At 62.4% G+C, this 11343-nt stretch carries 13 protein-coding genes; all 13 read right to left on the reverse strand.

What is annotated here, in order from left to right:
- Nucleotides 1-438 precede the first annotated feature (438 nt).
- Nucleotides 439-684, reverse strand: coding sequence for a DUF2274 domain-containing protein (locus Q7T36_RS15645; RefSeq protein ID WP_304850777.1), 246 nt, complete (start codon nt 682-684; stop codon nt 439-441).
- 2 nt (nt 685-686) lie between these two features.
- Entirely contained in the window at nt 687-1988 is a 1302-nt protein-coding gene (locus tag Q7T36_RS15650) for a TrbI/VirB10 family protein (RefSeq protein ID WP_304850750.1), read from the reverse strand.
- A gap of 2 nt (nt 1989-1990) precedes the next feature.
- Nucleotides 1991-3004, reverse strand: coding sequence for a P-type conjugative transfer protein TrbG (gene trbG / locus Q7T36_RS15655; RefSeq protein WP_304850753.1), 1014 nt, complete (start codon nt 3002-3004; stop codon nt 1991-1993).
- Complete coding sequence (trbF, locus tag Q7T36_RS15660) at nt 3001-3705, reverse strand: conjugal transfer protein TrbF (RefSeq protein WP_304850756.1); 705 nt, start codon at nt 3703-3705, stop codon at nt 3001-3003. The genes trbG and trbF overlap by 4 nt, the downstream gene beginning before the upstream one ends.
- A gap of 12 nt (nt 3706-3717) precedes the next feature.
- Nucleotides 3718-5094 (reverse strand): P-type conjugative transfer protein TrbL, encoded by a 1377-nt coding sequence (gene trbL / locus Q7T36_RS15665; RefSeq protein WP_304850759.1) that lies wholly within the window; start codon nt 5092-5094, stop codon nt 3718-3720.
- Nucleotides 5091-5378: an EexN family lipoprotein gene (locus Q7T36_RS15670; protein WP_304850762.1), complete on the reverse strand. Its 288-nt coding sequence runs from the start codon at nt 5376-5378 to the stop codon at nt 5091-5093. Before Q7T36_RS15670 ends, trbL begins: the two co-directional genes overlap by 4 nt.
- Nucleotides 5379-5389: 11 nt before the next feature.
- A complete protein-coding gene (trbJ, locus tag Q7T36_RS15675; protein ID WP_304850765.1) occupies nt 5390-6154 on the reverse strand; it encodes a P-type conjugative transfer protein TrbJ in 765 nt (254 codons plus the stop codon).
- The gene (gene trbE, locus Q7T36_RS15680; protein WP_304850768.1) at nt 6151-8601 is read right to left on the reverse strand and encodes a conjugal transfer protein TrbE; all 2451 of its coding nucleotides are present in this window, start codon (nt 8599-8601) and stop codon (nt 6151-6153) included. Before trbE ends, trbJ begins: the two co-directional genes overlap by 4 nt.
- A gap of 22 nt (nt 8602-8623) precedes the next feature.
- A complete protein-coding gene (locus Q7T36_RS15685; RefSeq protein WP_304850780.1) occupies nt 8624-8896 on the reverse strand; it encodes a VirB3 family type IV secretion system protein in 273 nt (90 codons plus the stop codon).
- Nucleotides 8897-8913: 17 nt separating this feature from the next.
- Nucleotides 8914-9246: a TrbC/VirB2 family protein gene (locus Q7T36_RS15690; RefSeq protein WP_304850770.1), complete on the reverse strand. Its 333-nt coding sequence runs from the start codon at nt 9244-9246 to the stop codon at nt 8914-8916.
- Nucleotides 9243-10211, reverse strand: a complete 969-nt coding sequence (gene trbB / locus Q7T36_RS15695) for a P-type conjugative transfer ATPase TrbB (protein ID WP_304850782.1) — start codon at nt 10209-10211, stop codon at nt 9243-9245. The genes Q7T36_RS15690 and trbB overlap by 4 nt, the downstream gene beginning before the upstream one ends.
- Before the next feature lie 55 nt (nt 10212-10266).
- Nucleotides 10267-10743: a CopG family transcriptional regulator gene (locus Q7T36_RS15700; protein ID WP_304850773.1), complete on the reverse strand. Its 477-nt coding sequence runs from the start codon at nt 10741-10743 to the stop codon at nt 10267-10269.
- The coding region (locus tag Q7T36_RS15705) for a type IV secretory system conjugative DNA transfer family protein (protein WP_304850775.1) at nt 10740-11343 on the reverse strand (604 nt) is incomplete at its 5' end. The genes Q7T36_RS15700 and Q7T36_RS15705, both read right to left, overlap by 4 nt.

Genomic DNA, 11343 nt, shown 5'->3' on the forward strand with positions numbered 1-11343 from the left:
TTATCGGATTGGCTCCTCACACCCTAGTCTCTGCACCTTCCCGCCTACCGATCTTTCGACCTGCCTTCGGCGGGCTTGGCTCAGGATTGCCGTGATACTTCATACGAAGCCGACGGTTTCCCTGAATTCACCCAGTTTTCCACTGGCGTTCTCACGCCAGGGTCACCATTTCGATGAGTCCTCTGCTCTAACCAACTGAGCTAACGGCCCACAAGTGCATATTATCGCAGCAGATTGCACCGCTATCACAGCGGAATGGTCATGTACTAGGCAATCATTTCCGCGCAATGGTTTTTGCGCATCAGAAGCCTGCCCCGGACACCGGTGCCGAGTGAGGGCACTTTCAACGGGAGCTGGAGTACGTGAGGTAGATCCCCAATTTTCAGATCAAAAAGGTTTGACATTTCGCAGATGAATCCTGACCGGGTACCTCTGACCTTATGGCACCGGGCGACTTGACTTCAGATTTTTCGAAGTCAGGGACTTGAATCCGCGGTCGCGTTCAATGAACGCTGCCAACATGTGCGGTATCAATGCTGTGGCATCAACCTTTTCACCATGCAGTTGACTATGCAGAACTGCATACCGATCAAGTGAGGTCTTGACATCAACCGGGACCGCAATGGTCAGCTTCACGAATTCGGTGCGTGGCAGTGGGCCAAGGCGCAGAGTGCTGGCGTCCATAGTCATTGCGAAGACCCTCTCACAAAAAACAGTGGCTGGTACGGCCGCAGGATCAAATCCTTGCTCACCATCACCCGCATCGGAAACCCAGGCCGAATCGTCAGCGTCGGCTGAATGCTCATGTTCCGCTTCGTAATCTCCTGACCAACCTGGTTCACCGTATCCTGCGCACCCTGACGCACAGCAACGACCACTTTACCGTCGCTCCCGCTGCGGTCCGGCGCCGCCAGCTCAGCCCCCACGCCCAACAGCGTGGACAGCGCCGCATCCGCAAGAATCCGGTCCCAGTGCCAATCAACACCATCCTCCAGCCCGGCATAGCCGGCGGGATCAATGCCCGGCAGCCGGTCCAGCGCAATCGATGACGTATCCGGCAGAATCAACCGTCTCCACACCAGCAACACCCGCCGCTGCCCGAAAGCCACCTGGCTGTCATAACGCCCAATCAAGCGCGAGCCTTGCGGGATCAACAGATAGCGTCCCGTGGCCGTGTCGTAGACCGCCTCGGTCACATTGGCAATAACCTGCCCCGGCAAGTCAGAGTTGATGCCTGTCACCAGCGCTGCCGGAATGACAGTCCCTGCCATCACCTGATAGGGCGAGACCGGCATCTGCAAGCTGGCCAGATTGCGCGTAGCCGAGTCACCCGCATTTGCAACAAAGGCTTCCTTTTGTTCCTGCCGGTTCTGCGCAGCGGTCGGGTCGGCCGGTTGCGCAGTAGCGGTCGCCGGTCCCATCGGATTGAATGGCTGGTTGCCCGACACCGGTAAGGACGGACTGGCCGCCGAAGTTGTGGTCCCAGCGGCCGGTGACTTGGAGCCATTGCCACTGCTCCTAAAGAACACCGCAGAGCGTGCCGCCTCCTCCGCATCACGTAACTGCGTCAAACGATCCGCATGCGCTGGATCGTTGTACGCCGCCGATACATTCACCTGGCGCTGGCGTTCTGCGCTGAGGATGGCCGGCCCCAAATCACCCGGCAACGGCTCGCCCAACACAGGGATTGCAGGTTTGACTGCAACCGGCATCTTCGAATAGTCCTTGGGTAGCTGGTCCAGACTCTCGGCCCGCGAGACGCGATCCACGTTGTACAACTCGGTGGCCGGGTTACGCTCACGCTTGTGCGATTGCAACGACCACAAGGTACCTCCGAGCACGACGGCGGCCAGCGTACCGGCACCGAACGCCAGCATGCGCCGGTTCAGCCGCACCACCGGACGCGGCGGCGCACGCAAGGTCATGGTGTCCGGATCGACCTTTGGGGGCACCGGCGTGTCAGCCTGTGGTGTAACGGGCGTACCCATGCTCAGTTCCTCCGTGCCGTGCTGGCGACCCCATCGGTACGCTCGATGCGCACCACCTGAGCCTTGTCTGCCCCCAGTCGCAACTCAGCGGCACCGAACAGCCGATCCACCACGTAGTACGGCGAACGAAAACGGTAGTTCACCAACTGCCCATCACCCTGCGGCCCAATCACGAACAGTGGCGGCAACTCTCCCTGCGCAATGCCGCCAGGAAACTGGATGTACACCCGTTGCCCGTCATCAAAGGCCCGCAGCGGCTTCCACGGCGGACTATCACCCGTGATGGCATAGCGAAAACTGATCTGCTCCAGCGACAGGCCGGAATCTACCAGCGTGGCCGCTTGAGCCTGCTGCGCCTGCTTCTGCAAGGCCAGCATTCTGTCCTTTGGGTAGTCCCAGGACACCGACGCCATCCAGGCCTGGGGCGTCGAAGACAGCTCCAGCAGGTACATGCGCCGGTTCGTGGTGATGACCAGATTGGTCTTCAGGCCGGTACGGGTGGGTTTCACGAGAACGGTCACGCGCAAGCTGGCACCTGAGCCACTGGCCGTGTCCCCAACAACCCAGCGCACTGTGTCACCCGCCGAGACCGTCACCAGCTCCTCGCCCTCTTGCAGCGCGACAACCGTCACCCGGCCCGGACTCGTGTAGACCTGGTACAGCGCGCCATCGGCATACGGCCACACCTGGATGGCATTGACGTAGCCCTCCCGGCTGGGTGCCACACGTGCCTCCAAATTGGCGCGTGCGACGCGAACCCTTTCGTCAATGGATTCGGGTGCGAACTTGGTCTCCGCTTCTGCCGATAGCGGCTTCAACTGTGCCGGCAGTGGCAACGGCTCAGAGAGCGTCACCACCTCGATGGGCTTGGGTGTGTCCGGCAGCAGCTGTGCGGCAACAGGCTCATCCAATGTGATGGTGGGCGGCGGCTTGCCGTGTGTGGCGCAACCGGTGATGGTCGACAGGGTGGCGACCATCACCAACGGCAAAGCGTAAATACGGATTCGTGTCTTCATGGTTTTACTCCTTGTGTCACTTCGAGTTCACGGCTCCAGGACAGGCCGTTGACATAAATGCCCAGTGGATTGCGGCGCAAGCGCTCTTCGGTGCGTGGCGGCTGCAGCACCACCGACACCACCGCCGTCCAGCGCTCGGTGCCAGAAGGCGCGCCATTCGCATAGTTGCGCTCGATCCAGCGCATCTGGAACGACGAATCACTGGCCCGCACAACGCTCGTGACCTCCACCGAAACAGAGTTCTGTCCGATGCGGGCAAACGGATCATTGGCACGCGCATAGTCGTTCAGCGTGGCCGCACCCTTGTCCGTGGTGTACTCATAGGCTTCGAGCCAGTTCTGTCGCACCACGATGGGATCGATCGACAGCGAACGAACGTCGGTGAGAAAACGCGCCAGGTGATAGGCAATCTGCGCGTCATTCGGTTTGTACGGCGTGGCGGCTTCACCAACGGCACGCACTTGGCCCGCGCTGTCCACCTCCACGACATACGGTGTCACGATGGACTGTGCGGATCGCCAGACCAGTCCACCAGCCATCAGCAAAGCCAGGCTCAAGCAACCAAAGGCCATCAGCCGCCAGTTCTTGGCCTGAACGCGGGCGCTGCCGATGCGGTTGTCCCAGACTTGCGCAGCAGCCTGGTACGGGGTAACGGGCTCGGGCGTATCCGAGTAACGCACCTGGGGTCGTTTGAATAACATGAAGTGATCTCCTCAATGGTTGGAGTCGTCGCGCAGGCTCGGACTGGCGCCGCCGCCGCCGTGGTCACCGGAGCGCAGGGTGTGGGCAGCAGTAGAAACACCATGTGAAAGACGCTGGTTGCGTTGCAGTCGTTTCGCCCAAGCAGGTGCAGGAGGCGGCGTGTCGGATGTCGTTGCGTTGGCACCCGTTGTGGCACCTGCGGCTGAAGCCGGTTCGGCCTCGCCGGCAACCGCCGATGCGACGTGGTCCTTGACGGCCTTGGCCCCAGCCGCGACACGCTGGCCAACCGCACTCGCACCACTCTTCGCCACGTTGGCAAGACCTGCACCTGCGGCGCGCGCACCGCCACCGCCGGATGCCGCAGCACCCGCCTGGTAGGCAGACTTTGCGCCGCTGGCCATCGTGCTCGCCGAGCGGGCGGCGCTGGCACCCCCGCCAATGGCCGCGCGTGCCGCCCCCGGCACCATCCGCGCACCAGCGGCTATAGCGGCACCGCCTGAGGCAATCGCCGCACCACCGGCCACGGCCAGTCCCGCAACACCCAGCGCGGTTCCTGCCGCCGCACCCGCACCCAACTGCGGCGCACCCGATACCAGCCCGGTCGCGATGCCGGGACCAAAAATACCCAACCCCAGCAGCGTCAGCGAAGCCAGCATGATGACCAGCGCATGGTCAATCGACGGTTCCGTCCCCGGTGGCGTCTGAAACTCCGCAAACAAACCAGAACCAATACCGACAATCACGGCCAATACCAGCACCTTGATCCCGGACGACACCACGTTACCCAGCACCCGCTCAGCCAGAAAGGCGGTCTTGTTCCACAAGGCAAACGGCACCAGCACAAAACCCGCCAGCGTCGTCAGCTTGAACTCGATCAGCGTCACGAACAGCTGAACCGCCAGCACGAAGAAGCTCACGATCACCACCAGCCAGGCCAGGAACAGCACGCTGATGACGTCCAGGTTGGCGAACACCTCCGGAAAACCCGTCAGATCGCTGATCTGCGCCATGATGGGCCGCCCCGCATCCACACCGGCTTGCGCCAGCCGCCCCGGCTGCAGCAACTGCGCCTGCGTCATGCTGGAACCAGATGCCACCAGCCCAAGTCCCGCAAACGAACGGAACACAATCCCCGCCAGGTTGTTGAAGTTGCCGATGATGAAGGCGAAGGCCCCGACGTACAGCACCTTCTTGACCAGCTTGGCTATCACGTCGTCGCCATTCCCGCTGGCATGGCCCATGGCCCAGAACAAGCCTGCCAGCGTCATGTCGATCCCGACCAGCGTGGCGGTCAGGAACGCCACCTCACCATGCAGCAGGCCAAAACCGGAATCGATGTAGCGCGAGAAGACATCCAAAAAACGGTCGATGACCGACAAATCGTTCATGACGGTTGACTCTTAGCTCTGGCCGGAGGTGCCGGCGTCGGCACGGGATCGTTCGCATACGGCGACTTGCCGCCGCCCATGAAGCGCCGCCGCGTGGCCTCGGACACCGCAGCACAAACGGTATTCCCCACCTTGGCGTGATCAGCCTTGCACTTGGCGCGAAGCTCCTTCAGACGTTCGGGGTTCGCCACCAGAGACTCAACCGTATCGGTAGGCACCGACTTGCCGCAGCCCGCGAGCAACGATATCGACAACGCCAACACAACCATCAGAAGCTGTTTCATGCTGATCCCCCTCAGTTGCTGTAGAAGTTGACCGTGTACGGGGTGTAAGGCGTGCCCTCCCCCTGAAACCGCCGCCGCACCTCGCGCGCACGTTCCTGCACCGCCACCTGCCGCGCCTGCTCCAAGGCGGTAGCCCGGTCCTGCGTAATCTGTAGCTGCTGCGCCTGGATGGTTTGGCGCGACTGCAAGGCCAGTAACTGGTTGGTTGCCTGCATAGCCTGCAAGGCACCGACGGCGGACTGGCTGCGGTTCACCAGGTCCGTCAAGGTTTGCTCGTCGGCTGCAAAGTTCTGCACCGCCTGCGACTGCACCTTGGTGGCGGTACGCAGTGCCTCCAGCGTGTTGCGCCAGCGCTGGCGCGCATCCAGTGCCATCTGGCTGCCGGAAGTGGACGCGGAATATGCATTCGGGTAAAGCCGGGTAAATTCAGCTTCCATCTGCGACACGTTGAAAGCCAGGCCCTGCGCCTGCTGGATCAACTGGTTCGTCGCCGCCAAGGCCGCGCGCAGTTGGGCCAGCGCGCTGAAGTTCAAACCCGTCAGGTTCTTCGCCTGATTCATCAGCATTTGCGCCTCGTTCTGCAACTGCCGGATCTGGTTGTTGATCTGCTCCAGGGTATTGGCGGCCGTCATGATGTTCTGCACCAGATTCGTCGGATCGATCACGATGTCGCCAACGCCAAAAAGCGCGTGTGCCGGCGGCGCGATGCCGAGGGCGAGCGCGCTGGCGACAGCCAGGGCAGCCATGCGGGGCTTGAGGAAAGATTTGCGGTTCATGGCGATTTCTCCTGCGTGGTTGAGGAAGGGGACGGAAACGACGGGATCAGATCCGCAGCCCAGTCAAGGCCGCGATGCCTCAGCCAGGCAGCTGCAAAGTCCGCTGGCGGGACGGACGCCAACACCGCATCCATGGCGCGCTGGTCCTCGGGCTTGGCAGCAGCGGCAAACGCCAGGGCCACCGGCCCGAGCCCCAGGTCATAGACCCGGTTGCCCAGGCGCGACTGGTAGTAGTAATCCCGTTTGGGCTGCGCCTGCGCGACGATGTCGATCTGTCGGCTGTTGAGTCCAAAGCCTTCGTAGATGACACGAATCTGCGGCTCGGTCGCCTGCGGATTCGGCAGGAAGATGCGGCTCGCACAACTCTCAATGATGGCCGGGGCTATTGCCGAGTCCTTGATGTCCGCCAGCGACTGGGTGGCGAAGATCACCGACACATTCTTCTTGCGCAAGGTCTTCAACCACTGACGGATACGGGATGCAAACACCGGGTCGTCCAGGAACAACCAGGCTTCATCCAGAATCAACAGCGTCGGTGCCCCGTCGAAACGTTCTTCGAAACGCGCGAACAGGTAGCCCAGCACCGCCAGCATCGCTGCCTTGCTGTGCATCAGCTCTTCCATCTCGAAGCCCTGCACGTCGGCGGAACCCAATCGGTCCGAATCCGCATCCAGCAACTTTCCGTGGGCACCCCCCAGAACGTAGGGTTGCAAGGCCTGGCGCAAGGCGTTGGACTGCAGCAGCACCGACAAACCGGTCATGGTGCGCTGATTGACCGGCGCACTGGCCAGGCTGTTCAAGGCCGACCAGACCGCATCCTTCTCAGCCGGACCAACGAGGACGCCCTCATGAATCAAGCGCCCTGCGATCCATTCCGCCGCCCAGGCGCGGTAGCCATCCTGGTCAATGCGCGCCAGCGGCTGGAAGGCGATGGTGTTGTCCGCTTCTCCATCAAAACCCAGGTCGTAATGCTCGCCACCCAGCCCAAGGATGGTCGCGCGGATGGAGCGCCCCATGTCGAAGGCCAGGATGCGTGAACCGGCATAGCGACGGAACTGCATGGCCAAGGTGGCCAACAACACCGACTTTCCCATGCCAATGGGACCAACCACCAGGGTATTGCCCACGTCGCCAATGTGCGTGACCAGTCGGAACGGGGTTGCGCCATCGGTGCGCGTCACGATCAGCGGTGGCCCGTCCAGGTGCGCGTTGCGCTCCTGCCCGGCCCACACGGCGGATACCGGCATCATGTGGGCCAGGTTCAAGGTTGAAACAATGGGTTGGCGCACATTGGCGTAGGCATGTCCCGGAATGGAAGACAGCCAGGCATCCACCGCGTTCAAGGTCTCGGCGATCGTCACGAAGCCCCGGCCCTGGATGGTCCGCTCCAACGCGCGCAACTTCTCATCAACAGCCGTGGCATCCGCATCCAGTACCGTCACGGTCGCTGTGACATAGCCGAACGACACCTGGTCACTGCCCAGTTCCTGCAAGGCAGCATCGGCATCGCTCGCCTTGTTCGACGCATCGGAATCCACCAGTGGGCTTTCGTGCTGGAAGATGGTTTCGCGCAGCAACGCGACGATGTTCTTGCGCTTGGAAAACCATTGGCGACGCAGGCGTACCAGCTCACGCTCGGCTTCGGCCTTGTCCAGGCACAGGAAACGCGTGCTCCAGCGGTAGGCAAAGCCCAACCGGTTCAGGTCATCCAACAGACCGGGCCAGGTCGAGGTCGGAAAGCCTCGCACCGATAACACACGCAGGTGCTGATTTCCCAACATGGGGGCAAGCCCGCCGCTCAAAGGCTCGTCGGCAAATAGCGCATCCAGGTGCATAGGCACCTCGGGCACGGCCACCGGATGCCGGCGCGTGGATACGCAGCCGTGCAGGTAGGTCAAGGTCTGACCGTCGTCCAGCCAGCTGATCTCCGGCATCACCCCTTCGAGCAGACCAAAGAAGCGTTCCGTTTCCGATACGAAACCTTCCAGGCGCTCGCGCCAATCCACGCCTTCGACCTTGGTGTTCTCGTACAGCAGTTTGGCGGCACGCGCCTGGGACTCTTCCGGTGGCAAGTACAACAGTGTCAGGTGGTAGCTGCTCTCGAAGTGGCTGTCCGCCTCCTCAAACGCGGCCCGGCGCTCCTCATCGACCAGCCAGGACAGCGGCTCCAGGAAAGAGGACTCGGGATAGTCCGCCGCTTCGCGGCGCTCAGCCTCGACAAACAGCGCCCAGCCCGACCCCAGCCGACGCAAAGCGTTATTGAGCCGCGCGGAGGTCGCAACCAGCTCGCCCTGCGTCGCACTGTCCAGGTCCGGTCCCCGAAACCGGGCCGTGCGCTGGAACGAGCCATCCTTGTTCAGCACGACACCCGGTGCGACCAGCCCGGCCCAGGGCAGCCAGTCGGCCAGCAAGGCCGGGCGTTTGCGGTATTCGGCAAGGTGCATCATGCTGTGTTCTCCACGGCTTGCCTCACACGTCCAGCAGCACACGGTGCTTGATGTGCCGCGCGAAGACCTGCATGAATTGCGGATCCAGGCGGGCACCCCAGACCGCCAGCGAATGGCCGATGATCCACAGTGCAATCCCCGGCAGCCAAAGCTGCAAGCCCAGTCCAACAGCAGCGGCCAGCGTGCCGTTGGCAATCGCCACGGTACGCGGCGCGCCACCCAGCAGGATAGGTTCGGTCAGTGACCGGTGCAGCGGAATCTCGAAACCACTGGCGAAGCCCGGCGCGTTGGCCATGGTGGCACTGGCAGCGTTCATGCCAGCACCGCCCCACCCGAGAAGCTGAAGAAGGTCAGGAAGAACGACGATGCAGCAAATGCAATCGACAGCCCGAACACAATCTGCACCAGTTTCCGAAAGCCGCCGCTGCTGTCACCAAAGGCCAGCGTCAGACCGGTGGTAATGATGATGATCACCGCCACGATGCGCGCCACTGGTCCCTGAACCGATTCGAGGATGGACTGCAGCGGGGCTTCCCACGGCATGTTCGATCCGGCCGCAAAGGCAGGCAAGCTAACTGCCAGCAATAGCGCGCCAATGGCGGCGGCCTGAAAGACTGCTTTTACGGAAATGCGTGAAGTCGTCATGACGGTTCTCCGGTGGTTGGTAAGTTGGTGGCGGGTGAAATGGAAGGAAACGATGGCATCAGGTCAGTACTGAGCAGGTAGCCATGGCTATCGAAGCCGATGACCCGTGCAATCTCCTGCACGCGCCGATGCCGGCCACGCCCGGCGATGAAGACGATGACGTTGACCGCCTCGGCAATCAGTGCACGGGGAACGGTGACGGAGACTTCCTGGATCAGTTGCTCCAGCCGGACCAGGGCACCGTGGGCAGAACCCGCATGCACGGTGGCAATACCGCCCGGATGGCCGGTACCCCAGATCTTGATCAGGTCCAGCGCTTCGCCGCCCCGCACTTCGCCGACCACCACACGGTCGGGCCGAAGCCGCAGCGTGGCCCGTACCAGGTCAGCCATGGTGCTGACGCCCGGCTCGGTGCGCATGCAGACATGGTCATCGGAGCGGCATTGCAACTCCACCGTGTCTTCGAGAATCATGACCCGGTCCCCGGTATCGGCAATCTCGTCCAGCAGCGCATTCGCCAGCGTGGTCTTGCCGGTGCTGGTGCCACCACATACAACGATGTTGAGTCGCTCGCGCACGGCAGCACGCAGAAACCCGGCCTGCGCCTCGGTCAGAATGCCATCAGCCACGTAGTGGTTCAGCGTCATGATGCGCAGCGCCCGCTTGCGGATCGCAAATGAGGGCGCGCGTACCACCGGCGGCAACACCCCCAGGAAACGCTCCCCTGTCTCGGGCAGCTCGGCCGACAGAATCGGCGTTCCGGCATTCACCTCGGCCCGCACATGCGCCGCCACCAGGCGGATGATGCGCTCGGCCACGGCCGGTGGTAGCGTGGTGCCGGTCGGGGCACGCCCCGAGCCCAGCCGATCCAGCCACAGGGTGCCGTCCGGGTTCAGCAGCACTTCCACGACTTCCGGGTCTTCCAGTGCCGCTGCAATCTCCGGCCCCATGGCCGTGCGCAGCATGCGAATGCGACGCTCCAGGGAGACGGCGGCGCTGCCACCGTCCTCCCCGTCCTTGTCAGGCTTTCGAATCATTGGTTATCTCCCCTTCCTTGTGTTCCGGTGTGGTGGCCTGCGAAGTCGGGTCATCTGGAGTGACCTCTTCATGGACTTCGCGGACCAGGCTTCGCCCACGCTGAATGTGGCGAGCGAGTTGTTCGATGAATTGGGCATATCGGGCACGACCCTGCGCACGAGCCGCATCCTGTTGGCCGTCGGTCACGGGTAGCGAGACCGTCAAAAAATAGCGGATGTAAAGTGCCAACGTTTCGATCAGGATCGACTGATCACGCTCCAGCCGGTCAAACTGGCGCGAGAGGCGGTCCAGCCGTTTGCCCATGGCCGCCTCGCGCTGGTCGGCCGCATCCGGCGAAAGGAACGAAGCCAGGGCCGCCGCGATCACCGCCGACTTCGACACACCCTTGTGCGCGGCAAGCTGGTCTAGCCGCTTCGCGTGATCGGGCTCGATGAAGATGTTGAGGCGAGTCCGAGTCATAGCGCAATCCCGTCATCTGGATCCAAGGCTGCGAGCCGCGCATTGCGCTGCATTCTTTGGTCCGTCTCACCAATGTCCCGCTTATCCCGTTTCAAGCTCTGTAGTTGCAGCGGCAAGTCGTCCTCGTCATCGAGCACCAGCAGGTCGTCAATGTCCATCAAAGGCTGGGAATCCAACGCAAGGTCCAATTCCGGCTTGAGCTGGTGGCCACCTTCATCTGCAAAACCACCCGACTGGCTTGCGGTCAAGGCCTCAGACATGGCGGGTATCGCCAATCCACTCCAGTCGTCTGGCCGCATCGTGGGTTTGTCTGCATAGCCGTCCAGCGCCAGCACAGGCGGTGCCAGCATTCGACCCATGAAATTCCGGTCCTGGTAGTAGCGCAGCTTTGCTGCCTTGATGGGCGCATGCCCCGACACCATCACGATTTCTTCATCGGGTGGCAACTGCATGACCTCACCCGGTGTCAGCAAGGGGCGCGCCGTCTCCTGGCGCGAGACCATCAAGTGCCCCAACCAAGGGGCCAGTCGGTGCCCGGCGTAGTTGCGCTGCGCCCGCAGTTCAGTGGCGGTGCCCAGTGCTTCGGAGATGCGCTTGGCC

Origin of the sequence: Fluviicoccus sp. (assembly GCF_030646115.1) — a bacterium.
Classification (GTDB): Bacteria; Pseudomonadota; Gammaproteobacteria; order Pseudomonadales; family Moraxellaceae; genus Fluviicoccus.

What these genes read in the sequence shown, in the direction of transcription:
- Q7T36_RS15700 (WP_304850773.1), bottom strand. Translation starts at nt 10,743, where the DNA reads ATGACTCGGACTCGCCTCAACATCTTCATCGAGCCCGATCACGCGAAG.
- trbF (WP_304850756.1), bottom strand. Translation starts at nt 3,705, where the DNA reads ATGTTATTCAAACGACCCCAGGTGCGTTACTCGGATACGCCCGAGCCC.
- Q7T36_RS15685 (WP_304850780.1), bottom strand. Translation starts at nt 8,896, where the DNA reads ATGGCCAACGCGCCGGGCTTCGCCAGTGGTTTCGAGATTCCGCTGCAC.
- trbL (WP_304850759.1), bottom strand. Translation starts at nt 5,094, where the DNA reads ATGAACGATTTGTCGGTCATCGACCGTTTTTTGGATGTCTTCTCGCGC.
- trbE (WP_304850768.1), bottom strand. Translation starts at nt 8,601, where the DNA reads ATGATGCACCTTGCCGAATACCGCAAACGCCCGGCCTTGCTGGCCGAC.
- trbJ (WP_304850765.1), bottom strand. Translation starts at nt 6,154, where the DNA reads ATGAACCGCAAATCTTTCCTCAAGCCCCGCATGGCTGCCCTGGCTGTC.
- Q7T36_RS15670 (WP_304850762.1), bottom strand. Translation starts at nt 5,378, where the DNA reads ATGAAACAGCTTCTGATGGTTGTGTTGGCGTTGTCGATATCGTTGCTC.
- trbB (WP_304850782.1), bottom strand. Translation starts at nt 10,211, where the DNA reads ATGCTGCGCACGGCCATGGGGCCGGAGATTGCAGCGGCACTGGAAGAC.
- Q7T36_RS15690 (WP_304850770.1), bottom strand. Translation starts at nt 9,246, where the DNA reads ATGACGACTTCACGCATTTCCGTAAAAGCAGTCTTTCAGGCCGCCGCC.
- Q7T36_RS15650 (WP_304850750.1), bottom strand. Translation starts at nt 1,988, where the DNA reads ATGGGTACGCCCGTTACACCACAGGCTGACACGCCGGTGCCCCCAAAG.
- trbG (WP_304850753.1), bottom strand. Translation starts at nt 3,004, where the DNA reads ATGAAGACACGAATCCGTATTTACGCTTTGCCGTTGGTGATGGTCGCC.
- Q7T36_RS15645 (WP_304850777.1), bottom strand. Translation starts at nt 684, where the DNA reads ATGGACGCCAGCACTCTGCGCCTTGGCCCACTGCCACGCACCGAATTC.